General features: G+C 63.3%; 27 protein-coding genes, 1 tRNA gene and 1 pseudogene. 11 read left to right on the forward strand and 18 right to left on the reverse strand.

Going from position 1 to position 24348, the window contains the following annotated elements:
- Nucleotides 1-128: 128 nt before the first annotated feature.
- From KW845_RS09885 to KW845_RS09895, 3 genes are read left to right on the forward strand one after another with little or no spacing between them, the layout of a single operon-like run.
- The gene (locus KW845_RS09885; RefSeq protein WP_218369056.1) at nt 129-1298 is read left to right on the forward strand and encodes an alpha-hydroxy acid oxidase; all 1170 of its coding nucleotides are present in this window, start codon (nt 129-131) and stop codon (nt 1296-1298) included.
- Between the two features lie 13 nt (nt 1299-1311).
- A complete protein-coding gene (locus tag KW845_RS09890; RefSeq protein WP_218369057.1) occupies nt 1312-2301 on the forward strand; it encodes a tripartite tricarboxylate transporter substrate binding protein in 990 nt (329 codons plus the stop codon).
- 8 nt (nt 2302-2309) lie between these two features.
- Entirely contained in the window at nt 2310-2990 is a 681-nt protein-coding gene (locus KW845_RS09895) for an aldolase/citrate lyase family protein (RefSeq protein ID WP_218369058.1), read from the forward strand.
- A 16-nt stretch (nt 2991-3006) separates the two neighbouring features.
- Here KW845_RS09895 and KW845_RS09900 read toward each other — a convergent pair whose 3' ends face one another.
- The 3 genes from KW845_RS09900 to KW845_RS09910 all read right to left on the reverse strand — a co-directional run bounded on the left by KW845_RS09900 (nt 3007) and on the right by KW845_RS09910 (nt 5775).
- A complete protein-coding gene (locus tag KW845_RS09900; RefSeq protein ID WP_218369059.1) occupies nt 3007-3972 on the reverse strand; it encodes a tripartite tricarboxylate transporter substrate binding protein in 966 nt (321 codons plus the stop codon).
- A 64-nt stretch (nt 3973-4036) separates the two neighbouring features.
- Entirely contained in the window at nt 4037-4513 is a 477-nt protein-coding gene (locus KW845_RS09905) for a DUF3237 domain-containing protein (RefSeq protein ID WP_218369060.1), read from the reverse strand.
- Nucleotides 4510-5775 carry a flavin-dependent oxidoreductase gene (locus KW845_RS09910; protein ID WP_218369061.1) on the reverse strand — a complete coding sequence of 422 codons (1266 nt, stop codon included), beginning with the start codon at nt 5773-5775 and terminating at the stop codon, nt 4510-4512. The genes KW845_RS09905 and KW845_RS09910 overlap by 4 nt, the downstream gene beginning before the upstream one ends.
- A gap of 139 nt (nt 5776-5914) precedes the next feature.
- Between KW845_RS09910 and KW845_RS09915 the strand changes: the two genes are divergently transcribed.
- On the forward strand, nt 5915-6406 hold the full coding sequence (locus tag KW845_RS09915; protein WP_218369062.1) for a MarR family winged helix-turn-helix transcriptional regulator: 492 nt from the start codon (nt 5915-5917) through the stop codon (nt 6404-6406).
- Between the two features lie 63 nt (nt 6407-6469).
- Here the strand turns inward: KW845_RS09915 and KW845_RS09920 are convergent, their stop codons facing one another.
- The 4 genes from KW845_RS09920 to KW845_RS09935 form a co-directional block, all read right to left on the reverse strand.
- Nucleotides 6470-7090 carry a glutathione S-transferase family protein gene (locus tag KW845_RS09920; protein WP_218369063.1) on the reverse strand — a complete coding sequence of 207 codons (621 nt, stop codon included), beginning with the start codon at nt 7088-7090 and terminating at the stop codon, nt 6470-6472.
- A gap of 13 nt (nt 7091-7103) precedes the next feature.
- Complete coding sequence (gene ampD, locus KW845_RS09925) at nt 7104-7682, reverse strand: 1,6-anhydro-N-acetylmuramyl-L-alanine amidase AmpD (protein ID WP_218369064.1); 579 nt, start codon at nt 7680-7682, stop codon at nt 7104-7106.
- A 91-nt stretch (nt 7683-7773) separates the two neighbouring features.
- Complete coding sequence (locus tag KW845_RS09930) at nt 7774-8025, reverse strand: PP0621 family protein (protein WP_218369065.1); 252 nt, start codon at nt 8023-8025, stop codon at nt 7774-7776.
- A gap of 1 nt (nt 8026) precedes the next feature.
- Nucleotides 8027-8869, reverse strand: a complete 843-nt coding sequence (locus KW845_RS09935; protein ID WP_218369066.1) for an inner membrane protein YpjD — start codon at nt 8867-8869, stop codon at nt 8027-8029.
- Nucleotides 8870-8978: 109 nt separating this feature from the next.
- On the opposite strand from KW845_RS09935, the gene ffh reads away from it, so the two are divergent.
- A complete protein-coding gene (ffh, locus tag KW845_RS09940; protein WP_218369067.1) occupies nt 8979-10385 on the forward strand; it encodes a signal recognition particle protein in 1407 nt (468 codons plus the stop codon).
- Between the two features lie 124 nt (nt 10386-10509).
- On the opposite strand, the gene lysM is transcribed toward ffh, so the two are convergent.
- The 5 genes from lysM to trmB form a co-directional block, all read right to left on the reverse strand.
- On the reverse strand, nt 10510-10956 hold the full coding sequence (gene lysM / locus KW845_RS09945) for a peptidoglycan-binding protein LysM (RefSeq protein WP_218369068.1): 447 nt from the start codon (nt 10954-10956) through the stop codon (nt 10510-10512).
- Nucleotides 10957-11094: 138 nt separating this feature from the next.
- Nucleotides 11095-11814 carry a class I SAM-dependent methyltransferase gene (locus KW845_RS09950; protein WP_218369069.1) on the reverse strand — a complete coding sequence of 240 codons (720 nt, stop codon included), beginning with the start codon at nt 11812-11814 and terminating at the stop codon, nt 11095-11097.
- Nucleotides 11815-11988: 174 nt separating this feature from the next.
- Nucleotides 11989-12189 carry a sulfur carrier protein ThiS gene (gene thiS / locus KW845_RS09955; RefSeq protein WP_218369070.1) on the reverse strand — a complete coding sequence of 67 codons (201 nt, stop codon included), beginning with the start codon at nt 12187-12189 and terminating at the stop codon, nt 11989-11991.
- Nucleotides 12190-12199: 10 nt separating this feature from the next.
- Complete coding sequence (pip, locus tag KW845_RS09960) at nt 12200-13141, reverse strand: prolyl aminopeptidase (protein WP_218369071.1); 942 nt, start codon at nt 13139-13141, stop codon at nt 12200-12202.
- Nucleotides 13142-13867 (reverse strand): tRNA (guanosine(46)-N7)-methyltransferase TrmB, encoded by a 726-nt coding sequence (gene trmB, locus KW845_RS09965; RefSeq protein WP_218369072.1) that lies wholly within the window; start codon nt 13865-13867, stop codon nt 13142-13144.
- A gap of 152 nt (nt 13868-14019) precedes the next feature.
- On the opposite strand from trmB, the gene KW845_RS09970 reads away from it, so the two are divergent.
- The 5 genes from KW845_RS09970 to KW845_RS09990 all read left to right on the forward strand — a co-directional run bounded on the left by KW845_RS09970 (nt 14020) and on the right by KW845_RS09990 (nt 18381).
- On the forward strand, nt 14020-14919 hold the full coding sequence (locus KW845_RS09970; RefSeq protein WP_218369073.1) for a LysR family transcriptional regulator: 900 nt from the start codon (nt 14020-14022) through the stop codon (nt 14917-14919).
- Between the two features lie 117 nt (nt 14920-15036).
- Nucleotides 15037-16230 (forward strand): CaiB/BaiF CoA-transferase family protein, encoded by a 1194-nt coding sequence (locus tag KW845_RS09975; RefSeq protein ID WP_218369074.1) that lies wholly within the window; start codon nt 15037-15039, stop codon nt 16228-16230.
- A complete protein-coding gene (locus KW845_RS09980; protein ID WP_218369075.1) occupies nt 16227-17177 on the forward strand; it encodes a hydroxymethylglutaryl-CoA lyase in 951 nt (316 codons plus the stop codon). Before KW845_RS09975 ends, KW845_RS09980 begins: the two co-directional genes overlap by 4 nt.
- A 62-nt stretch (nt 17178-17239) precedes the next feature.
- Nucleotides 17240-18229, forward strand: a complete 990-nt coding sequence (locus KW845_RS09985; RefSeq protein ID WP_218369076.1) for a tripartite tricarboxylate transporter substrate binding protein — start codon at nt 17240-17242, stop codon at nt 18227-18229.
- A gap of 81 nt (nt 18230-18310) precedes the next feature.
- A tRNA-Gly gene (locus KW845_RS09990) sits at nt 18311-18381 on the forward strand.
- Nucleotides 18382-18702: 321 nt separating this feature from the next.
- On the opposite strand, the gene KW845_RS09995 is transcribed toward KW845_RS09990, so the two are convergent.
- Nucleotides 18703-19065: a helix-turn-helix domain-containing protein gene (locus KW845_RS09995; protein WP_218369077.1), complete on the reverse strand. Its 363-nt coding sequence runs from the start codon at nt 19063-19065 to the stop codon at nt 18703-18705.
- A 758-nt stretch (nt 19066-19823) separates the two neighbouring features.
- Between KW845_RS09995 and KW845_RS10000 the strand changes: the two genes are divergently transcribed.
- Nucleotides 19824-20234: a VOC family protein gene (locus KW845_RS10000; protein WP_218369078.1), complete on the forward strand. Its 411-nt coding sequence runs from the start codon at nt 19824-19826 to the stop codon at nt 20232-20234.
- A gap of 310 nt (nt 20235-20544) precedes the next feature.
- Here the strand turns inward: KW845_RS10000 and KW845_RS10005 are convergent, their stop codons facing one another.
- From KW845_RS10005 to KW845_RS10025, 5 genes and pseudogenes are all read right to left on the reverse strand, one after another.
- The gene (locus tag KW845_RS10005; RefSeq protein ID WP_218369079.1) at nt 20545-20814 is read right to left on the reverse strand and encodes a hypothetical protein; all 270 of its coding nucleotides are present in this window, start codon (nt 20812-20814) and stop codon (nt 20545-20547) included.
- Nucleotides 20815-21017: 203 nt separating this feature from the next.
- Nucleotides 21018-21662 (reverse strand): aspartate/glutamate racemase family protein, encoded by a 645-nt coding sequence (locus KW845_RS10010; RefSeq protein ID WP_218369080.1) that lies wholly within the window; start codon nt 21660-21662, stop codon nt 21018-21020.
- Nucleotides 21663-21933: 271 nt separating this feature from the next.
- Nucleotides 21934-22257: pseudogene (locus KW845_RS10015) on the reverse strand (transposase); the annotation flags it as partial.
- 370 nt (nt 22258-22627) lie between these two features.
- Entirely contained in the window at nt 22628-23143 is a 516-nt protein-coding gene (locus KW845_RS10020; RefSeq protein WP_370628197.1) for a hypothetical protein, read from the reverse strand.
- A 168-nt stretch (nt 23144-23311) separates the two neighbouring features.
- Nucleotides 23312-24259: a LysR family transcriptional regulator gene (locus KW845_RS10025; protein ID WP_218369980.1), complete on the reverse strand. Its 948-nt coding sequence runs from the start codon at nt 24257-24259 to the stop codon at nt 23312-23314.
- Between the last annotated feature and the right edge of the window lie 89 nt (nt 24260-24348).

Raw genomic sequence — 24348 nt, forward strand, 5'->3', positions numbered from 1 at the left:
TTACCGGTCGGCAGGCATTGACATCGACACGATTCAGAAAGAAAATTCGAATGTTCGAACATTTGAATAATATGCGACTTTCCTTGCGGCACAGTGCCGGGAAAGGCCGTCCCCATTTTGTGGGCTCTATGACCAAGCAGCTGAACGTCCATAACATTGCCGACCTGCGCCTGGCCGCGCGCCGCCGGTTGCCGAAAGGCTTGTTCGACTATGTGGACCGGGGAACCGAAGAAGAAGTCACACTGCGCGGCAATCGCCAGGCTTTCGACGCGATACGCCTGTTGCCGCAGCCGCTGGTCGATATCTCGCACCGGTCTACCCAGGTGGATCTGTTCGGGCATACCTATCGTTCGCCGGTCTGCATCGGCCCTACCGGACTGGCCGGCATGCTCTGGTTCCAGGGCGAGGTGCAATTGGCGCAGGCCGCGGCGGCGGCGGGTGTTCCCTTCGCGTTGTCCACGGCGTCCATTGCGCCCCTGGAAGAGGTGGTCAAGCATTCGGACAGCCATCCCTGGTTTCAGTTGAACATGTGGAAAGACCCCAACATGTCCTGGGAACTGGTCGAGCGCGCCAAGAAGGCCGGGTTCAAGGTGCTGATCGTGACGATCGACAGCGTGGTCGATTCGAATCGTGAACACAATCGACGCAACGGTTTTACCGTGCCCATGCGGCTGACGCCGCGCAATGTGCTGGACGGCGCCTTGCATCCGCGTTGGACGCTGGGCGTCATGGGGCGCTATGTATTCGGGCCTGGCTTGCCAGAATTCGCCAACTATCCCGCGGCGCTGAAGACCAACCTGCGCGGCAAGATAGGCAAGCGCGATGGGGTCAAGGTACCCAAGCACGAGGCGAATTCGTGGGACGACATCCGCCGTCTGCGCGACATGTGGGATGGGCCGCTGGTGGTCAAGGGGGTGCTGTCCGAGCAGGCCGCCCTGGCCGCGCTGGAGTGCGGCGCCGACGGCATCATCGTATCGAACCATGGCGGCCGCACCTTGGACGGCAGTATCTCGTCCATAGAAGCGCTGCCCGCCATCGTCGAAGCCATCCAGGGGCGTATCACCGTGCTGCTGGACAGCGGCGTGACGCGCGGCAGCGATGTCGCCAAGGCCATCGCGCTTGGCGCCAATGCCGTGTTGGTGGGCCGCGCCGCGCTGTGGGGCATAGGCGCGGCGGGCAAGGAAGGGGCCGCCAGGGCCATCGACATGCTGACCAGCGAATTTGACCGGGTCATGGCCTATCTGGGCTGCAACACCGTCGATGATCTTGGCCCGCACCACATCTACTCAAAAAAATGAACCGGAGACAACCATGCACCGTATTTCCCGTCGTTCTCTCATCCTGGCCGGGACCGCGGCCGTAATAGGAAGCGCCGCGCCCAAGCTCGGCCGGGCCCAGCCATACAAGCCCGCCGGGCACCCGTCGATGATTTGCGCCTACCCGGCCGGGGCGTTGGGCGACGGTACGGCGCGCATCGTCGCCAAGGGGCTGTCCCAGGCCTGGGGGATGACGGTGCCAGTGGAAAACAAGACGGGCGCGGCGGGCATGATTGCCGCTGGCCAGGTCGCAAAAGGGGCCGCCGACGGGGCCACGCTGTTGTGCATGATTCCCGAAGCCCTGTCCGTTGCCAAAGCCCTGCAGGTGCCAGTGGGCTTCGATGTGCTGGCCGATCTGAAGCCCATTGCAATCCCTGTGGTCAGCGCCTGCATCCTGGCGGTCAATGGCAAATCGCGGTTCCAGACGTATGCCGAGCTGGTCGACTTCGCCAAGCAACATCCGGGGGAGATCAGCTTTGGCATCCAGGGCACCGGCAGCGCGTTCCACCTGGCGCTGGAACGCTGGGCCACCGCCGCGGGCATCAAGGTCACGCCGGTACCCTACCGAGGCGGCGCCGCTGTACTGACCGATTTGCTGGGCGGGCAGATCGACGCAATGTTCCTGGCCACATCGCTGGGCCTGCCTTACTTCCAGGACGGGCGATTGCGTCCGCTGGCCGCCACCAGCAAGGACCGCATCAGCGCACTGCCCGAACTGCGTACGCTTGAAGAACTGGGAGTCGCGGGCTACGACTTGTCGGTATCCATCGGCATTCTGGCGCAAGGCAACACCGGGCCGGCGGTGGCCGATGCCTTGAACAAAGCCTGCCTTCAAGCCATGATGACGCCAGAGGCGCAAGCGTGGATGAAGCAGAACTACGTGACCACCTCGGATCTGTCGCCTGGCCAGTTGCAGGAACGCATGATCAAGGAAGTGGCTGAATTCACCGAGATTGCCAAGCGCGCCAATATTCGACTGAGCTGACATTCAATATGATCACCGTCAAAGAGAAACTCGCCGCGGGCCGGACTGTCATTGCCGTCAACGTAGGGGGGCGCAACCCCGACGTTATCGCTGCGCTGGCCAAGTTCGGTGCCGACCTGGCATTCATCGACTGCGAGCGCTCGGGAATCGGCCTGGATAGCGCGGCCGAACTGCTGTTTGCGGCCAAGGCTGCCCAATTGCCCGCGATCGTGCGTACGCACACGGCCGAGCAGGCCGAGCTGGTGCGCTTTCTGGATCGTGGCGCGGATGGCCTGGTCATTCCGCATGTGAACTCCGCGCACGAAGCCGCGGCAGCAGCCGAGGTCATCCGCTACGCCTGCGGCAAGGCCGCGGCGTCCAAGCTGCTGGTGGTGCAGATCGAGACTGCCCTGGCCATCAAGAACCTGGACGAACTGGCGGCGGTGCCGGGCGTGGATGCCTACTTGATAGGGCCGAACGATCTGGCATACGACTTGTGCGGCGAGCGCGGCGCGAAGAACCCCACGATCAGCGCAGCCATCGATGATGTGTGCACGCGCCTGCGGGCACAAGGCAAGCGCTTCGGCATGCCTGGCCCCCTGGCAGAGCTACCGGAATTCCGGCGTCGTGGCGCCACGTTCTTGTATTACTCGCTCGATTGGCTGGTCCAGTCCGGATTCCAGGCATTAGAGCGCCCGTTGGCGGACTGACAGGCGTGCGCGATCGTCAATTGGCCTTGAATCCGGTTGCCTTGACGATCGCCGACCAGCGCTGGGTTTCCGAATCGAGCAGGCGCTGCAGATCTTGCCGGCTGGATCCCACCACGGTAAAGCCCGCGTCGCCCAGCGTGCGTGCGGCATCGGGGGCGCGCAGGGCGGCGGCGCTGTCGGCCTGCAGGCGATCCAGGATGGCGGCGGGTGTGCCGGCCGGGGCAAATAAGGCGAACCAGGCGCCGAAGTCGACTTTGCCGTAGCCCGCCTGGGCGAAGGTGGGAACGCCGGGCAAGGCCGCGGAAGGTTGCGCGCCGGTTACGGCCAAGGCACGCATCTTGCCACCCTTTACCTGCGGCGCGGCCAGTGCCGTGGTAACGAAGGCGCCTTGGACGCCGCCCGAAATCAGGGCCGAGACTGCATCGCCGGTCGAGCGGTAGTGCACTGGCTCGATCTTCATGCCGACTTCACGGGCGAATAATTCGGCGCCGAAATGGCCCGGCGTGCCCGCACCGAAGGTACCGAAGTTGACGCGATCGCTGGCGGCCTTGCCGGCTTTCACGAAAGCCGCCAAGTCCTGGTAGGGGGAACTGGCTGGTACCACCAGTACAAAATCAGCCCGTACCACTTCGGAGATCGGCGCAAAATCCTTGGCCGGATCGTAGTTGAGGTTGTTGTAGGTAGCGGGCGAGATGCTGATCGATCCGACTTCGCCCAGCAGCAGCGTATAGCCGTCGGCCGGGCTGCGTGCCACGGCCTGGGCGGCAATCTGCCCGCCTGCCCCGGCACGGTTTTCCACCACCACGCTCTGCTTGAGGCGTTCGCCCAATTGCTGGGACAGGGTACGCGCCACGATGTCGGGCCCGGTGCCGGGCGGGAATCCAACATTGAGGCGAATGGGGGCGTCGGGGTACTGCGCGAAGGCGGCCAGGGGCAGGCACAGCAGGGTGGTGGCTATCAGGCGGCGCAAGGGCGATTGCATGGGGTTGTCTCCTGGGTGGGGCCGCCAGTACATCGCCGGCGGTTGCGAATAATGGGTCTGAGATTCAGCAGATGCGGTAGAAGCACAATTCGACGCGGTCGGGAAAGCGCGCGCCGGTGCCGATGAACAATTGCTCGTTCAGCCACGCCAGGCGTGGCGCGGCGGTTTCAAAGCGCGGATAGCTACGAAAATAGATGCGCGCCGGGTCCACCGGTTCGCCGCGCGCCAGGCATGCGATGTCGTTGGCAGTACCGGTGCGGATGCCCGTGTTTTCGACGTAGACGCGATGGCCATCAGAGGTTTCGATGACATAGCGCGCATGAATGTCGGTAAACGTGGCCGAGCGTATGGACTGGAAATCGGCACCGCCGGGCAGGATGATGCCGTCGAGCTGCGCGCCTTCCACGCGGCCGCCCAGGATCGGAATGACGCGGCGGCGGCCATGCGGCGTTTCGCCCACTTCCTGGGGCGGGCCGACCTGCACGTGCAGCGTGGCAACATGCTCGAGCCGGGGTGGTGCGGGAGGGGCGCTGGTGGTCATGGCTTTCCTTGGGGGGGGCGGCGCAGGGCGGCCGGGTCGAAGCCGGCAAGCTGCTTGTAGCGCAGCGATACGGCTTGCAGTTCGTGTTCGGGAATGACCTCGGCAATGTCGGCAAAGCCTTGCGGGGCGCGCTCTTCGGCCATCTGCATGACTTGTTCAGGGCCGTTGAGCCGGTTGCGCAGCACAATGCCGGCGGTGCGGGGCAGGCGTTCGGCTTCGTATTCGAGCAGGGCGGTTTCCAGGGCGCGTACCTGGCCCTGGCAGGCCTGCGACAGCCAGTCGGCCAGGCAGCGGGCATCCAGGATGGCTTGCGCCGACCCGTTCGATCCGATGGGGTACATGGGGTGGGCGGCATCGCCCAGCAGTGTCAAGCGGCCGCGGGTCCAGCGCGGCAGCGGGTCGCGGTCGACCAGTGGAAATTCGTAGATGGCCTGCGCGCCGTCGATCACCGCGGGAATATCGATCCAGTCCCAGCGCCAGCTGGCAAAGCGCTCGGCAAAGACCGATTTGTCGACGCGGCGGTTCCAGTCAGTGGCTGGCAGCGTGGCATCGGGTACGGCCAGCTCGGCGATCCAGTTGAGCAGCGACTTGCCCGCCTGCCGCAATGGCGCCGATATCGGATAGCAAACGAATTTCTGGTCTTGGTGGCCGGCCATGAACATGGTGCAGCCATCCAGGTACGACGGCGCCTCGGTGACGGCGCGCCATAACATGCGGCCCGAGAAGCGTGGCTCGTCGCCCAATGGATAGAGCTGCTGGCGCAGGGCCGAGTGAATGCCGTCGGCGCCCACCACGGCATCGCCCGTGGCGGTGTGCAGCGTCCCGTCGGCGCGGCTGCGGAAATATGCGCATGCCTGCTTGTCACCCTGGTCCGCGGCTTCGAGCGCCATGCCGGTCACGATGGCATCCGGGCCCAGCCGGGCGCGCACGGTGTCGGCCAGCAGCATCTGCAATTCGCCGCGATGTATCGAGAATTGGGGTAGCGGATAGCCTGCTTGCAGGCCGCGCGGTTCGCGCCAGATGGGCTGGCCGAACTTGTTGTAGTAATGCAGGGCAGACGTGGGAATGGCTTGCCGCGCCAACTGGTCTAGCAGGCCCAGTTGTTCCAGTTCATTGACGGCATGAGGCAACAGGTTGATGCCCACACCCAAAGGCCGCAGCGCTTGCGTGCTTTCGTAGACGCGGCAACCGATGCCGCGCCGGTGCAGCATCAGGGCGAGCGTCAGCCCGCCGATGCCGGCGCCGGCAACGATGATCTCCATAGTCTCTCCAGGCCGTTTTTATTTGTTATGTACCATAACAAAATGGCCTGGCGGCCCACACTGGGACTAACCCGGGGGGCGGGTGGCGCGGGTGGCCGGTCTGGGGTAGTGTGTAGTCCCCTTGCCCCCGGCTTTTGCCATGCCCAAAGCTTCTTCGTTCCGGCCGCGCCGGCCCTTGGCCCGCGGCGAGCATTTCGATCCGCATGTCGCCGGTATCGAATACGGCGCGCTCGATTCGCTGGTCGGGTATGCCATCCGGCGGGCGCAGATCCTGATCTACGAAGACTTCCTGGCCGCGCTGGAACCCTGGGATATCACGCCGCAGCGGTTCTCTGCATTGACGCTGATTGCGGCCAATGCCAGGCTGAAGCTGACCGAGCTGGCGCGCATTCTGGGTATTGCGCGGTCAGGCGCGGTGCAATTGGTAGACCACCTGCAGGCAATGGGCTATGTGACCCGGCAGGAAGCGGTGCAAGACAAGCGGGCGTATTCGCTGGTGCTGACGCCGGCAGGGCGGCGCGCCCATGCCGACATTACCAAGGCCGTGCAGGCTCATGATCAACGCATCAGCGCCCAACTGAGCGCCAGCGAGCGCACGCGGTTGATCGCGTTGCTTGGGCGACTGGGTTAGAAGCACGGCGGCAGCGCCCGCGCCGTCGCCAGGCCCTGGCAGGCGCGTCGGCGCGCGCGGCGATCAGGACAGCGGCAGCGTCAGGACGCCTTGCGTGGCCGGGCGCATCATCAGCCGCCGGTACCAGGCCGACATGGCAGGCGTGGCCGGCCGTTCGATGGGCATGGCCAGCCAGCGATGCGCCACGCAGCCCAGCACGATATCGCCCATGGTGATATGGCTGCCGGCGATGTAGTCGCGCCCCTGCAGGGCGTCTTCCAGCATCATGCCCAGCTTGTTGGCTTTCTGCGCCGAGGCGGCGATGGCTGCCGCGTCGCGCTGCGCTTCAGGCGTGCGGATCAGGCCCAGGAAGGCGGGCACCATGGCAGGCTGCCATTCGGTGGCGGTCCAGTCCATCCAGCGATCGGCCTGCGCACGTACGGACACATCGGCAGGCCACAGCCCGCCTTCGCTGTAGCGCGCGGCCAGGTAGCGCACGATGGCATTGGATTCCCACAATATCAGGCCCCCGTCGTCGATGACCGGCACCTTGCGGTTGGGATTCATCTTGCCGTACTCGGGCGTATCCAGCCCGCCGAACTGCCCGCCCACGTGCTCGTTGGTATGCGGCAAAGCCAGTTCGCGCACCGCCCACAAAACTTTCTGCACGTTTACCGAGCTTGGGCGTCCCCAGATCTTCAGCATGATGATTCCTTGATTAGCATGGCGCCAGCAGGCGCCGTGGCATGCCTGCCAGGCGGCCGAAACGCGTCCAGTTGAAAGCGGGCCCGGGGTCGGTCTTGCGGCCAGGGGCGATATGTTCGTGCCCCCAGGCCGCGCGCAAGGGGTAGCGGGCGCGCAGCATGCGGGCCAGTTTGGCCAACGCAGTGTACTGGGCATCGGTGTAGGGCAGCGTATCGGTGCCTTCCAGTTCGACGCCCAGGGAAAAATCATTGCAGCGTTCGCGCCTGCCGAAGCGCGACACACCGGCATGCCAGGCGCGTGCCTCGGTAGACACGAACTGCACGACCTCGCCCTGGCGGTTGATGAAGAAATGCGCCGACACGCGCAGCCCGCGCAGGCGCTCGAGCCAGGGGTGGGCGGCGTAATCCAGGCGGTTCAGGAACAGGCCCGCTACGTGGGGGCCGCCGAACTGGCCCGGCGGCAGGCTGATGTTGTGGATGACCAGCAGTGAGACCGGCAGTCCGGCGGGGCGGGCATCGCAATTGGGAGACGGCAGGAGGCGCACGCCCGGCGCGGGCGCCAGCCACCCGTGTCGATCAAGCTGTAGAAACATGAATGCGGCTCATCGAAAGGGGAAGCGTAACCCCCATTATGCCTGTCTTGCCGGCAGGGCCCGGCCGGCGGCGAAGACAGGCCGGCAGGGCCTAGCGTTCGCCCAGCCGCGCGTGGTCGCGGCTGCACCAGACCTTGCCTTCAAGCAATACGGCCTCGGAACGCGGCAGGTGTATGCCGCAATGGGCGCAGCGCACCATCGATTCGACGGGCTGCCCGCCCGGCTGGCGCGCAGGGGGCGCGGGCTTGGGGGCGTTGCGCCGGTTGCTGGCGCGCGCGGCGGCGATGCGGGCGACCATCATGATCACCAGGATGACGATGACCCAAAGTAACAGCTTGCCCACATCAGCTCCGATGAAGAATGACTTCCAGCACGAACCGGCTGCCGGTATAGGCCAGGATCAGGAAGGCGAATCCGGTCAGGGTCCAGCGCAGTGCCACGCGGCCGCGCCAGCCGCGGATGTGGCGGCCCAGCAGCAATACGCCGAAGGTCAGCCATGACAGCAGCGTGAATACTGTTTTGTGGTCGAAGGGCAGTACCTTGCCGGTAAGCTGCATGGACGCGATCGAGCCCGATACCACCGCCGCGGTCAGGACCACGAAACCGATCCAGATCACCCGGAACAGCAGTTGTTCCTGCACCAGCAGCGGCGGCTGGGCATCGAGCACGCGGCCCACGATGCTGCGCTCGGCCGGCGCTTCGAGCGGGCGGTGCAGGTGGCGGTCGAGCAGGGCCATCAGCAGGGCATGCAGCGCGGCCACGGTGATCAGGGCGTAGGCGGCCAGGGCGATCAGCAGATGCAGGCGTAGCCAGCCGTTTTCGGCATGCGGAACCAACTGGCCCTGGGGAAACAGCGCCGCCATGATGCAGACCAGGGTGGCGGCGGGTACCAGCAGCAATTGCAGGCCATCGATGCGCACCAGCAGGCTTTCCAGCCAGAAGACCACCAGGCCCAGCCACACCGCCGCCGACAGGGCCAGGGCCCAGCCTATGAACAGATGGGAACTGCCCAGCATGGCCTGTTGCAGGCCGATACCATGCAGCACCAGTGCGCCCAGCAGGCAGACCCGGGCGAAGCGGCCCGTTTTTTCGACGCTGCCCGCGCCCTGCAGGCGCCGCCAAAGCGCCGCGGCAAGCACGGCGTAGGCCAGGGCGGCCACGGCGTGAAATACAATGCCTAATGACATAAAAACCGTTGTCTGGATGGGGCCCCTTTGCGGGCGCTCGTCGCCGGCAGGCGCAAAGCCCCTGCACGGGCCACTGTTCAATCAACTAGTGTAAGCGGAAACGCCTCTCATGCTCGATAACCTGACTCAACGTTTGTCGCGCGTCGTGAAGACGCTGCGCGGCGAAGCCCGCCTGACCGAGGCCAACACGCAGGAAATGCTGCGCGAAGTGCGCATGGCGCTGCTCGAGGCCGACGTCGCCCTGCCCGTGGTGCGCGATTTCGTCTCGCGCGTCAAAGAAAAAGCGCTGGGCGAGGACGTGGTCGGCAGCCTCAGCCCGGGCCAGGCCCTGGTCGGCGTGGTGAACAAAGAACTGACGGCCCTGATGGGCGGCGACCTGGGCGCCGGGGCTGGCGACCTGTCGCTGGCGGTGCAGCCGCCGGCGGTGATCCTGATGGCCGGCCTGCAGGGCGCGGGCAAGACCACCACCACCGGCAAGCTGGGCCGCTGGCTGGCGCAGGGCAACCACGTCCAGAATGGCCGCAATACCGGCAAGAAGAAAGTGCTGACGGTCAGCGCCGACGTCTACCGCCCCGCCGCCATCGACCAGTTGAAGACCGTGGCCGAGCAGGCCGGCATCGATTTCCTGCCGTCCGACCCCAGCCAGAAGCCCGAAGACATTGCCCGCAATGCCGTCGACCACGCACGGCGCCATCATTACGATGTGCTGATCCTGGACACGGCCGGCCGCCTGGGCATAGACGAGGCCATGATGCGCGAGATCCGTGCCCTGTACGACCTGGTACAGCCGGTCGAGACCTTGTTCGTGGTCGATGCCATGCAAGGCCAGGACGCGGTCAATACCGCGCGCGCCTTTGCCGATGCCCTGCCCCTGACCGGCGTCGTGCTGACCAAGCTGGACGGCGATGCCCGCGGCGGCGCGGCGCTGTCGGTGCGACACGTAACCGGCAAGCCCTTGAAGTTCGTGGGCGTTTCCGAAAAACTGGATGGAATCGAACCCTTCTACCCCGACCGCATGGCCCAGCGGGTACTGGGCATGGGCGACATCGTGTCGCTGGTCGAGCAGGCCCAGAAGAACATCGACATCGCCGAAGCCCAGAAGCTGGCCACCAAGATCAAGTCGGGCAACAAGTTCGACTTGAACGACTTCCGCGAGCAATTGGGCCAGGTCAAGAAGCTGGGCGACATGGGGTCGCTGCTGGAAAAGCTGCCGGCGCAGTTCCAGCAGGCCGCCGGCCAGTTGCAGGGCGGCCAGGCGGAAAAGCAGTTGCGCCGCACCGAAGGCATCCTGAATTCAATGACGGCGGCCGAGCGCGCGAAACCCGAACTGATCAAGGCGTCGCGCAAGCGCCGTATCGCGGCCGGCTCGGGCGTGCCCGTGCAAGAGGTCAACCGCCTGCTGTCTCAGTTCGAGCAGATGCAGGGCATGATGAAGCAGATGAAAAAAGGCGGCATGTCGAAGATGATGCGGGCCATGGGCGGCAAAGGCTTGGGCCGCTTCGGCGGCTTACGCTGAAAGGCCAGCGATCTGCACAAAAAAACGGCCAGGCATTGACCTGGCCGAGTTGATCGGAGCGAACGGGGAGGGCTCGCCCCGATGCAAACCGGCAAACGCTGCGGGGCTTGCCGGTTTGTGCGGTTCAGTTCAGGGGCGGAATGCGCAGCACCTGCCCGGGGTAGATCTTGTCGGGGTGCGTCAGCATGGGCTTGTTGGCCTCGAAAATAACCGTGTGCTTGGCGCCTTGGCCCGCGCCGTAGTGAGCTTCGGCGATCTTCCACAGGTTGTCGCCCTTTTTGACCGTGTACATCTGCGCTTCGGGCGCTGCCTGCTTGGCGGTGAGCTGGTTGTCGACCTGGGCCACGCCCACGGTATTGCCCAGTGCCAGGCTGATTTTCTCGGCCTCTTCGGTTGACGCTGCCTGGCCCGATACGGTGACTTTGTCGCCGTCGACCTTGATGTCCAGGCCGTCGGCGTTCAGGCCATGCTTGTCCAGTTCCTTCTTCAGTTCGTCGACCGATGCCGCTTGGGCTTCGCTGGCGCCAAAGATTTTTTCGCCGACGTCTTTGATAAAGCTGAGCAGACCCATGGTTTGTCCTTTTGGCTGTTAAGAAACGTTAAGCACGCAAAAGAAGAAGATGGCGGAATTTCGCCTACTGCAGGCCGATTATGGGCCGATTATGTGCAGGGCGCTGCCATGGGTCGGGGGTAAGTTGTAACAAGCCATTTACGGCGCTGGCGTATGCAGGGCGCCTGCCGTCTTGCGGCGCGTCAGCTTCCATACGTGGGCCGGCGGAACATTGGCCAGTACGGTTTCGATGCGGCGCGCACGCAGCCCCAGGCGGTCGAGCACGCGCTGCGGCACCGGACAGCGCGGCCCATAGGTGAACAAGTGCACGGCGCCACCCGGGCGCAGTTGCGCGAACGTGCTGCGCAAAATGCCGATTTGCTGCTTTACGGGCATGTTCAGCAGGGGCAGGCCACACACCGCAACGCCGGCCAACCCGTCCACGAACAAGGACAACCCGGCCAGCTTGGCCGCGTCTCCCTGGTGCACGTATGCGCCAGGAAAGTCGCGCCGCAGTTGCTGGGCGAACTGGGCGTCCATTTCCACCAATGCCAGTTGGTGCGGGTCGAGCCCGCGTGCCACCAGCGCCCGCGTGAATGCGCCGGTACCCGCGCCCAGTTCCAGGCAAGGGCCCGAGGCGGGATCGATGCCGCGCGTAATGGCGGCAGCCAGGCGCGAGCTCGATGGCCAGATGGCACCTATGCCCTTGGGATTGGCGCGCCAGGCACGCAGGAAGCGAACGCGTTCCGCTACCCACGACTGCCGCGCGACGCGGCTGGCGGCATGGCCGGTTGCCCGGCCGGCAGCGCCGGCCACGCGAAACAATAGTGATCCGAAGGGCAGGCCGGAAAGATCTCCGGTCAGGACTTTAGGCGGCATGCAGGGGGCTCCTGGCTGGGGGCCGGCTTACCGCGGAATACCCTGTTGCCGCGTGCCGGCGTCAAGCAACAGGCGTCAGGGTACTACGCGAATCGGCTGATGCAAGCCGCATCACCGGGTTGGGTAGCGCACCGTTGATAAATTTCACATTGTGTGGCGAATGCCCGAGCGGGATCAGCCGCCGCCCACGGCGACCACGACCTCGACCTGGTCGCCGTCGCGCAGCACGGTGGCGCCGTGCTGGCTTTTTGGCACGATTTCGCCGTTGCGCTCCACGGCCACCCGCTTGCCTTCGTAGCCCAGGGTCCGGAGCAATTCGGTTACGGTGGTGTCCAGCGGAAACTCGCGCGCGTCTCCGTTCAGCGTGATGTGCATGATGATGTCCTTACTGTGCGGCGTAGCCGTCGGTGGCCTCGATCAGCCTGGCCAGGGTACCGGGTTCGTCGAAGGCATGGCCGGCATCGGGCACCAGGTGGAACTGGGCCTGGGGCCAGGCGCGATGCAGATCCCAGGCGGTGCGCGCCGGCGTGCAGACGTCATAGCGGCCCTGCACGATGGTGCCGGCAATGCCGTGCAGCTTGTGGGCGTCGCGGATCAGTTGGCCTTCTTCCATGAAGCCGTTGTTCATGAAGTAGTGGTTCTCGATGCGCGCGAACGCCAGCGCCGCTCGGTCGGCGGCATGGCTTTGCTGGTGGCGCGGGCTGGGCAGCAGAGTGATGGTGCTGTCTTCCCATTTGCTCCAGGCCTTGGCCGCGCGCAGTTGCTCGGCCGGGTCGGACCCGGTCAGGCGCTTGTGATAGGCCGCGATCATGTCGCCGCGCTCGGCGGGCGGAATGGGTTCGACATAGGCTTCCCAGCGGTCGGGAAACAGCCACGACGCGCCATCTTGGTAGAACCATTGCAGTTCGGCGCGGCGCAGCCCGAAGACGCCGCGCAGCACCATTTCACTGACGTGCCCGGGATGTGCCTGCCCATAGGCCAGTGCCAGCGTCGAGCCCCACGATCCGCCGAACACCAGCCAACGATCGGCGCCCATGATTTCCGTGCGCAGGCGTTCGATATCGGCAACCAGGTGCCAGGTGGTGTTGTTGTCCAGGCTGGCGTGCGGCGTGGAACGGCCGCAGCCGCGCTGGTCGAACAGCAGCACGCTATAGCGCTGCGGGTCGAACAATTGCCGGTGCACGGGCGAGCAGCCGCTGCCCGGGCCGCCGTGCAGGAATACCGCCGGCTTGCCCTGCGGGTTGCCGCAGAGTTCCCAGTAGATATGGTGGCCGTCGCCGGTATCCAGCATGCCGTGGCGATAGGGCTCGATGGCGGGGTACAGCATCTAGGCGATCCTTTGGAAGATCAGGTCCCATACGCCATGGCCCAGGCGCAGGCCGCGCGTTTCGAACTTGGTTTGCGGACGATAGTCGGGCCGCGGCGCGTAGTCGGCCGCGGTATTGCGCAACAGTGGCTCGGCGCCAAGCACTTCCAGCATTTGCACTGCGTATTCCTGCCAGTCGGTGGCGCAATGCAGATAGCCGCCCGGCGCGATGCGGCTGGCCAGCAGCGCCACGAACGGCGGCTGGATCAGGCGTCGCTTGTGGTGGCGCTTCTTGGGCCACGGGTCGGGAAAATACACATGCACCCCGGCCAGCGTGTCGGGGGGGATCATGTCGCGCACCACTTCGACGGCGTCGTGCTGCACGATGCGCAGGTTCTGCAGGCCAGATTCCTCGATACGGCGCAACAGCGCGCCCACGCCGGCATTGAAGACTTCCACACCCAGGAAGTTGTCACCCGGCCGCGCCAGGGCGATTTTCTGGGTGGTCTCGCCCATGCCGAAGCCGATTTCCAGCACGGTGGGGGCGTCGCGGCCAAAGGTGGCGGCCAGGTCCAGGCGGCGGTCGGCGTACGGCAAGGACCATTTGTCCAGCAGTTGTTCCAGTGCTTCGCGCTGGCCTTGCGTGATGTGGCCACGGCGGTGGACAAAGCTGCGGATATGGGTGGCGTCCGACAAGGGGGGCGACGCCGGGGCGCCGTCCTTGGGTTCGGGGGTGTTCGTGTTCATAGGCTGGATTGTAGTGGGCGGCGGGGGTGGTGGGCAGGGGGGAGCGTGGTTCTTCTGGCGCTCCAACCGGGGGCCGATATGCCCGGCCGCCGGGGCGCGGCCCGGGCACGCTACCCCCATACACCTTCCGTTTGTGGGGTAGCATTTGCCGCATGAATTTCGCCCGTTTCGACCTGACCACGCTGGCGCTGTTTGTGGCCGTGGCGCGCGCCGGCAGTATTTCTGCCGGCGCGCGCCAGTCGCACCTGGCGGTGGGGGCGGCCAGCAAGCGTATTTCCGACCTGGAAGCGGCGCTGGGCACGCCGCTGCTGTATCGCAACACGGCGGGGGTAGATCTGACCGACGCCGGCCAGGCCTGCCTGGCCCATGCCCAGCGCGTGCTGCAAGAAGTCGAGCAGATGGCCGGCACCTTGTCCGACTTCGCCCAGGGCGTGCGTGGCCAGGTGCGCATTGCCGCCAACACATCGGCGCTGACGCAGTTCCTGCCCGAAGACCTGGCTGCCTTCATGGACGAGCACCCGGCGGTGCGGGTCGACCTGGAAGAGCAGAACAGCACCGAGATCGTCACCGCCTTGCTGGAAAACCGCGCCGACATCGGCGTGTTTGCCGACCGTACCCCGGCCGACGGGCTGCTGACCGTGCCGTACCGCCCCGACGAACTGGTGTTGGTCGCGCCGCAGCGCCATCCGCTGGCCAACCTGCCCCGGGTGGCGTTCTCGGATACGCTGGACTACGCCTACATCAGCCTGCCGCAAGCGACCTCGCTGGCCACGCGGCTCAATGACGAAAGCCTGCGCCTGGGCAAGGCCATGCGCTTGCGCATCCAGGTGCGCAGTTTCGATGCCATGTGTCGCATGGTGGTGGCCACCGGGGGCGTGGGCATCTTGCCGCGCCTGGCCGCCGAACCGCATGCGCGCTCGATGTCAATCCGGTTGATCCCGCTGGAGGACGACTGGGCGCACCGCTGGCTACTGCTGGGCGTGCGCGATATCGACACGCTGACCGTGGCTGCACGCCTGCTGCTGGCCCATTTGCGCAGCGACGGCGGCTAAGCCGGCTGGGGCTTTCTCGTTTGGGAAACCCCCGTTTCCCGCAATAAACATTCCGGTGCCCCGCCGTTTCGCGCACACTGCCAGCCATCATTATTCATATGAATGTATGGAGCAGGCATGGCAGGGCAGATTCTCGCCGGCATACGCGTGCTGGAACTGGGCCAACTGATCGCCGGGCCGTTCGCCGCCAAGACACTGGCCGATTTCGGCGCGCAAGTGGTCAAGATCGAGCCTCCGGGCCTGGGCGACCCCCTGCGCAAATGGCGCCTGCTGCACGAAGGCACGTCCGTGTGGTGGGAAGCCCAGTCGCGCAACAAGCAATCGGTATGCGTAGACCTGCGCCAGCAAGAAGGCCAGGAAATCATCCGCCTGCTGGCCACCCAGGCCGACGTGCTGATCGAGAACTTCCGCCCCGGTACCCTGGAAAAATGGGGCCTGTCGTGGGAAGCCCTGCACGCCCTGAATCCGCGCCTGATCATGCTGCGCATTTCGGGCTATGGACAGACCGGCCCCAAGGCCCGCGAACCGGGCTTCGCCGCCATCGGCGAAGCCATGGCCGGCCTGCGCTACCTGAACGGCGAACCCGGGCGCGCCCCGGTGCGCGCCGGCCTGTCGCTGGGCGACACCATTGCCGGCCTGCATGGCGCCCTGGGCGTGTTGCTGGCCTTGTACCAGCGTGACGCCCGTGGCGGCGTGGGGCAGGTGATCGACGCCGCCCTGTACGAAAGCCTGTTCAACCTGACCGAAAGCCTGCTGCCCGAATACACCGCCTTCGGCGCCGTGCGCGAACCCGCGGGCGCATCCTTGCCGGGCATTGCGCCGTCCAACGCCTACCTGTGCAAGGATGGCTATGTGCTTATCGCCGGCAACGGCGACGCCATCTATACGCGCCTGATGGCCCGCATCGGCCGCGACGACCTGGGCAAGGATCCGGATCTTGCCCACAACGACGGCCGCGCCGCCCGCGTGCAAGAGATCGATGCCGCCATCGGCGCCTGGACCTCGCAACGCAGCATCGATGACGTGCTGGACGCCCTGCGCGAAGCCGGCGTGCCCAGCGGCCGCATCTACAACGTTGCCGACATCGCCCGCGACCCGCACTACCGCGCCCGCAACGCTATCGCCGAAATCCAGGGCGCCAGCGGCGTACGCGTCGAGATGCCGGCCGTCTTCCCCATGTTGTCGGCCAACCCCGGCGCCATCCACGACCGCGCGCCCACCCTGGGCGAGCACACTGACACCGTCCTGGCCGCCGCCGGCCTGACCGACGAACAACGCGCCCAACTGCGCGAACGCGGAGTCATTGCATGAACACCGGCGCCCCCCAAATCGAAATCAACGAAGTCGGCCCGCGCGACGGCCTGCAGATCGAGAAAGCCTTCGTTCCCACCGAAGAAAAAATCGCCTTCGTCGACGCGCTGTCCGACTGCGGCTACGCCCGCATCGAAGTCACCAGCTTCACCTCGCCCAAAGCCATCCCGGCCCTGGCCGACGCCCAGGAAGTCATGCGCGCCATCCGCCGCCGCCCCGGTGTGATCTACACCGCACTGGTGCCCAATATCCGCGGCCTGGAACGCGCCCTGGAAGTCGGTACCGACGAGCTGAACCTGGTCATGTCGTCCAGTGAAACCCACAACCGTGCCAACCTGCGCATGACGCGCGACCAGTCGCTGGCCGAATTGGTCAACATCCTGCAAGCGGCCCAGGCAGCGCAAGTGCCCTGCAACGTGTCCCTGTCCACCGTATTCGGCTGTCCCTTCGACGGCGACGTGCCGGTCGACGACGTGCTGCGCCTGGCGGGCAGCCTGGTCGAGGCCGGCGCCACCGGCATCACCCTGTGCGATACCACTGGCATGGCCTACCCCAACCAGGTGGCCGACGTGTGCGAACAAGTGGCGCGTGCCTTGTCCGGCATTGCCCTGACCGCGCACCTGCACAACACCCGCGGCATGGCATTGGCCAACGCCATCGCGGCCTGGCAGACCGGCGTGGTGCGCTTTGACGCCGCCGCGGGCGGTCTGGGCGGCTGCCCCTACGCGCCGGGTGCCAGCGGCAATGTGAATACCGAAGAACTGGTGCATATGTTCCAGTGCATGGGCGTGCACACCGGCGTCGACCTGCAAGCCCTGCTGGCTATCGTGCGTGGCCTGCCGCAACTGGTACAGCGCGAGTTTTCCACCCCCTTGCTGGCCGCCGGGCATCGGCTGGCCACGCACGCACCGCCAGCCTGGCTGGCCGAGCGGTTCGGGCCGACCTGACCCAGGCATTCTTCAGGCGTTTTGTTCCCACTACTCATAACAAGCCACAGGAGACTCCTTTCATGAGCATCCCCATCCTAAGCAAGCCGCTGCGCGCCTGCCTGGCCGCCGCCACGCTGGCCGCCGCCGCCGGCCCCGTCGTCGCCCTGGCCGATTACCCCGATCGTCCCATCACCCTGCTGGTACCCGCTGCGCCCGGCGGCACCACCGACCTGGCCGCCCGCCTGATCGCCCAGCCCCTGGGCGAGGCCCTGGGCCAAAGCGTGGTGGTAGAGAACAAGCCGGGGGCGTCGGGCGCCATTGCCTCGCAGGCCGTGGCCAAGGCCACCCCCGACGGCTACACGCTGTTGCTGCAGTATTCCGGCTACAACGCCATTTCCCCGCACGTGCAGCCCCCTCAAGGCTGGGATCCGATCAAGGACTTTGCCCCCATCGCCAACATCCTGTCCGCCCCGCAGGTCATCGTGGTGCGGCCCAGCCTGCCGGTCCATTCGCTGAAAGAACTGGTGGCCTACGCCAAGGCCAACCCCGACAAGCTGAACTACGCCTCGTCGGGCAACGGCGCGCTGCAGCATGTGGCCACCGAGCTGCTGAAGCAGATGGCCGACGTCAAAATGACCCACATCCCGTACAAGGGCACCGGTCCCGCGTTGACTGACTTGCTGGGCGGTGCCGTCGACCTGACCATCACCACCCCGCCGCCGCTGATTCCCCACATCAAGGCCGGCAAGCTGCGGGCGTTGGCTGTGACCGGGCCGAATCGCCTGGATTCGCTGCCGGACGTGCCGACGGCCGCGGAAGCGGGCTACCCGGACCTGCTGGTGTCGTCGTGGTTTGCCATGTATGCGCCGGCCAATACGCCCAAGGCGGTGGTGGACAAGCTGGCCGGCACGATTGAAGGCATCATGAAGACCCCCGAGTTCAAGAAGAAGGCGGCCGAGCAGGGCGCCGAGGCGGAGTTCATGGGGCCGGCGAAGCTGGCAGAGTACACGCAGGAAGAGTATGACCGCTGGGGGAAGGTGGTGAAGGCTGCGGATATCAAGGGGAACTGAGCGGTTCCCGAAAGCCGGGGGAAAACCTGGCTATAATTTCACTACTCTGCCGCGCCCCTCGGGGCGCGGTACGACACCCAGGCGGGTGTAGTTCAATGGTAGAACGGCGGCTTCCCAAGCCTCAAGCGTGGGTTCGATTCCCATCACCCGCTCACTCCACTGACGGCCAAGGAAAGCCATGGACGTCCACTGAGTGATCAAGTTTTTGATCCAAAAGGGAATTTCCTTCTGAAGGGTGTCCACTGACATCCAGGGAAATCCACCTACAGCCACTCCAAATAAGTACATTTTCCAGTCCATCAATAGGGTGGGCTGGCGTACCGCATTGTTGCTATTGGGGTGCCGCTGGAGCAGCCATCATGACGCATCTCCCGTCTAATCTGGGATTTGGAGTTGAAGCATGGCGCTTACTGATTTGCATGTTCGTAACGCAAAGGCAACGGGGAAAACGTACACCCTGTTGCCCTGCGCGCTCATGTCGATTCCTCGCTGTTTGAGGACGAGGGTTTGATCGCCTTGGCACGGGCGGCCGTGCGGCGCTTGGGAGTTGGTTCAAGCTCCAGGTCCTGCAATTTCCGACCAACTTTGTCGTCGGCCCCAAGCTGATTGAGGTCGCCCTCAAGACCTAGTACGGCCAGAACCCGAACATAGGACCCCAGCGTGGCCCCTGGATCACCCGCCTCAACCTTGTACAAGGTGGTCCTTGAGATTCCTGCTCGTTGCGCTACGACGGCATTGCTTAGCTTGCGTCGCTTGCGGGCAAGACGCAGCCGCTCTCCCAGTGCGGACAGGAGACGCTGCTCTTGAGGGAAGACGATAGGCGGCTTGCGTGGCATGTTCGCTATTATGGTCTATATATGTATTATTTGTCCATAATAGCGTGAAATCATGATTTTGTGCGCCTGGGCCCCAAGCTTTCGTGACGACGTCGTCTTGCTTCTTGTCGTCCCATTTCGATTTAGCTCCCACGACGGCAGAAGAATCGCTACCGACACACTGAACAACTGCAAAAATCTTCGATTTGAAATTTATATGCCCACTTATGGCGCATGTAGTCCGAGAAGGCCAGTATTGAAGCAAAGGTCCGTTTCTCCGACCAAGTCTCCATCCAGTAGTAGTGAATCAGCTGATTGCACACGTCAAGGGCCGAGAGAGCTGCAGGCTCAGGTTGGTCCATATCGAACCTCTCATGAGGCCAACCAGCGCCGGTGACCATGAATGGTGGGTCGCCGATCTTTTTGAAACGCAGCACCGACATGCTAGCGTTGCGAGCCCGGTCATTCACTTTCGGACGTTCCAGCAGTGAACGAACTTGAAAAGCAACAAGCATTAGCCTACGCTCAAATAGAACTTGTTGTTTCTCAGGCCACCTGCGATATGCACGATGTTTTTTGAGCCAAGCCAGGTCGCTCCTCAGCTCGGCTCCAATAATGGGACTCGATCATTGCAGGGCTGCGCCTCTCGATAGCTAAGAGCTCCACAGGGTTTGGCAATGGGCTTAGCGAAGTCCCACGGCATCTAGGCTTCCGACCCTGAGCAGTCGTTGACGGCCCGGCCTCTTGCACCAAATCTGTCTCGCCCCAGGAGGATAATCATGTCGGTATTTCAGATTAAGCACCTGGACCATGTCGTCCTCAGGGTTCGGGACCTGGCACGTAGTGTGGACTTTTATACGAAGGTGCTAGGCTGTTCCATCAAGAAGAAGAATGATAAATACGCCATGATTCATCTGAGCGCCGGCGGATCCATGATCGATCTGGTCGATGTGCAGGGGCCCTTGGGTGCCGCTGGCGGGGAAGCCCCAGGGAAAGACCGACGTAACCTCGACCACTTTTGTCTGCGGGTCGATCCGTTCGATGAAACTGCCATCCTCGATCATCTACTAGCTTTCGGAATCACCACGGACAAGGCGGTGATGCGATACGGTGCGGAAGGCGATGGGCTTTCGATCTATTGCTTCGATCCCGACGGAAATCAAATCGAGCTGAAGGGGCCTGCGATCTAGAGCGAGACTGTCCGTTTCGCACGCACCCGATGATTTGGCGACTTGTCCGCTCTTTGTGATTGATCAGCGCACCGGCAGCAGATACTTCAGGCCCTGCGTGAAGTCCAGTTTTGGACGTTTACTTCAATATGCTGTTGGATTGAAGCGAGGGTACGGCTTCGAACGGAAGAATCAGCAGCGCTGGTTTGCCGAGTGGCCTCGCTGTTGACTGTCCGCTTCCGACCCGTTGCCGTCACCGGCTTCGGCGGAATGTCTGAGCTAAGCCGACCCGCGAAGCGGGTTCGGTTTGAATGAACCGCCAGCTGCGATGCTACTTGTCGTATGGATTGACTGTGCGAAGTGCATTGGGCAGTTGCTCATCAAGTGACTGCCGATACCGGATGCAGCCACGCATGAATTGGGGCCACTCGGGCACGACTGGTTGCGGATCGGTTCGCTCCGGCAACAATGCCCAAAGGGCAGGGTGGTGCCAGCATAGTTCGTGGCCACTGCTGTCACGGTGGCTGCGAATGCCTTGACGCAGCTTGATGATTTCAGCCACCAACTGCTCGTGCGACATTCCTTCAAGATCACTGTCCATGGCTTTTCCTCGACGTGGTCGTAACCGGGGTCGTATCTAACCTTGTTTTCGGACTACCTGCGTAGCATACGGCATGCTGGTGGCGGATATCCGCTTAGGGATTCCTCCTGCAATGTCAGCTCCTGGCCGGAAGCGGCTGGACGAGCAGGGCTTCCGCCAATCCGGCGCATTCAATTAATGGACAGGGCGATATAGGCGAGGCGTCAGCCTCCCTCCCGTACGGCGCGGACCGCGTCCAGCGCCGCTTGTACGCCGTGGATCGGTCGGTACTTGTTTCCCACCAACTCCGCGGATTCCGCCATCCATGGATGAGCGTAGGCCACGACATCAAAGCCTTGGGCATACGCCTCATTCGCCGCCTGCGCACATGCCGCCATGCATGCTGCTTGTTTGCCTTCTTCGTAAAGCGCCCAGGCTCTGGGGATCAATTGAACCGTCACACTAGCGCCGGTGGCGGCCGCATGGTGCTCGAAGAGTTCCCGGTTCGGTGCAACGCTCGATTCGACCGCACAGAGCACGGCAAGTTTTCTTCCGGCGCGCGACGCCGCTTTAGCCAGGGCCGCGTCTGCCCGGATGATGGGAACGGAGGGTTCTCCCATGGTGTCGACTGCAGGGCCGAGCGTCGCGCACGTCACGATTACCACGTCGGCCTCGGCCATCAAGCTCCGTAGCGCTTCGTGGACCAGACCGTGCGCGCCGCAGCTTGTCGCCGACTGTTGCGCTATTGCCTGCCGAAGATCCTCGCGAGTCGCATGACGAATTTGATCTGTTGACCAACCGGCTTTCATCGCCGCGAGTCCAAAGACCGCTTTGTTACTTTCGATCGTGTGCAAAAACGAGATTCTCATGTGGCCAATCCTTTCGAAGTAAGGTTCGAAGCGGATTGTTCTATTGGCTTCGTCCTATAAGAAGGCCATTGGTAATACTGGTATCGACAGTTCTCCCCCTATATGGATCGCGTAGCGCTGATGCGTCAGGCAAGATCAGGAAAGGCTGTCCTCAATCTGGTCGCAAGCTTTTAGCAAGAACATAGGGGAGCCGAGCACCGTTCGAGATGAACGGCAGAAATTGGCCGATCTGCGACTGTCGCAAGTCGATGTAAAGCAGGTATACAGCACCCATCCGTCGTAAGTTTTGCGCAGTCGCCGCCAGCAAAAACTCATCTTGTGCCCCGGAGAGCCCTCGTAGTCGCAAACGATCAAGCTTCAAGATGCACTTAAGATGAGCAAATAGCATCTCAACCTTCTTTCGATCGCAGCGTGACTGATGGTACTCAGGCGTTGCGGCAATGGCCCGAGCCACATTCCACTCGGCCTCATAGATGCTACGAGCAATTTTACGCGTTGGCGTGTTTGGGCAGCATTGGCCTTTCTGCGGACAGGTGGTGCAATCAGATTGGGCAGATCGGTAGATAATTGTGTCCGCTTTGGTGATGCCTGCGCGCAAATTACCCAAATCAAAAAAGCGATCAATGCCGAACAATAAGTGCGTCGGGGGCACGTGATCATTAAGGTTGAAGGATTAAAAGAGCCTATCCTGCACGCCCGTTTGTTGACCCATCATCGCGATGCTCGCTTCTTGATCGACTAAACGCTAGGATTCCGTGATGATCCGACCGTTCCGCAACGCCTATGCAAATTAAGGCTTTGCCGGGCATATCCGCTGCCTGTTTCCTGCTGCCAAGAATAAACCGAGCGAATGTGGAACAATAGCCAGCTTAACCAAACTAGAGAGATTTCCATGGGCACCAAAATCGTTACTGAAGCCGACCGCAAGCGCACTCCCCCTCCCGCCGCTCCCAAGGGCGTGACCTTTACGACACAAGGCCGCGGCCAACGTGTGAGCCTGGAGCGTGGCCCGCATACCCACCACAAGAAAAATTCCGGCAAGCGCCCGCACTCGGGTTAAGTTCCAGGGGCAGTGCCCGAGCAGCAGCTGTACCGCCCGAAGATGTATGCAACCGGCTCGGAAACAGAAAATCCGCTGCCTTTAGTCCTCGCGCCTCGATCCATGCTTCAAAGCTCTCAAGGGTTTGCTCCGTGATCTCGAGTTGGACTGGCCGCTGGGTCTTTTGTTGCATGACGGTGGCTCTCGTGGTCACGTGGCTTCCGTGACGGACGTCCTGCACCTGCAATCGCGTGAGATCGCACGCTCGAAGCTTGCTATCGATTGCGAGATTGAACATCGCGATTTCCCGGGCGTTCGACGCCATCTGAAGTCTCGTTCGGATTGCCCAAATTTCTCGGAGTTTTAGCGGCGGCTTCTGCCCGGTGAGTTTGCCTTTGTTCCATGGCACACGACGGCCAACGGTGGCATTTTCGGATTCCATGACAATCTCCTTTCGAGTAAAGGGAGATTAGTGTGCACCTGCTTAGGGTCGCTATCCGACCCTAAGCGCTCATAGCTCATCCCCGAAAGCAGACTACCGTTGATCTACTTTGCAGACGTTCGTCCATGAGCAGTAAGCGATATGGGCTGTTACTTACGCACGGGGTCTTCAGGCTTTTGCGCCTTTACCTGAGACGGAGCGCCGCCCGTCTTTCTTTGGGATGCACTGAGGTTTGCCAAGGAGCTCGACCATTCGCAACTCGCATGGAGACAGGTCATAGCCCCGTCGCTGCGAGATCATGAACGTGAGCGAACCGATGTGCCAGGCTCGGCGTTCAAGTTCGACGAGCTGTCCGCTCGCCAGATCCTTGCCAACGAGGTGTCGCGGCAAGTGCCCCCAGCCGAGGCCGGCCTTGAGAAGATCACGCTTGGCGCCCAGATCATTGACCAGCCACTGGCGCTTGCCGGCGACGCCCTGTTGGGTCTTTTCCGCTCCCGGTTGGTTGTCCGTAACGACGATCTGAACATGTCTACCAAACTCGTCCATCGGGATGGGTTTCGGTGTCGAAGCGAGGGGGTGGGACGGCGCGCATACCGTCACCATCTCGGCCTCACACAGCCAGTGGCGTTCCATGGCATCCGGGTTCACCTCCGGTACGTTCTCGATCGTGACAGCTAGGGCACACACTCTTCCGAGCACCAGGTTCTCACCGCCTTGCATGGTCGTGATTCGCAGGTCGATCACTGCGGTGCGGAACTCCGCTTGCAGTGCCCACAAGCAGTCGATCAGGTGGGCGCGCGGGAAGTAGGCATCGATCGCAACTGAAACCTGTGGCGCCCCGGCTTTGGCGATCGAGCTGGCGCGGTTTTTCATCTCTTCCGTGCGTGAGATCACCGCCCGCGCGTCCGGCAAGAGGCTGTGCCCCGCCGCAGTGAGCTGCGCCTTCCCTGTGTTTCGCTCGAACAACTCGACATCAAATGCGCTTTCTAGCGCCTTGATCGCATGGCTGATGGCTGACTGTGCGCGCCTGAGTTTCCGCGCCGCGCCCGAAAAGCTTCCCTGATCGCATACCGCAACGAACGCACGCAGTTGGTTGATGGTGACATTGTCGAGCATGTTCATCTAAAGAATAGATTGAATCAATCGATTTTTCGTCAATTGTCTTGATGTGTCAAGGGGCCTAGACTGCTTTTCTAGTTTCAATA

It is taken from the genome of Bordetella sp. BOR01 (genome assembly GCF_019218885.1).
Lineage (GTDB): Bacteria > Pseudomonadota > Gammaproteobacteria > Burkholderiales > Burkholderiaceae_B > Bordetella_A.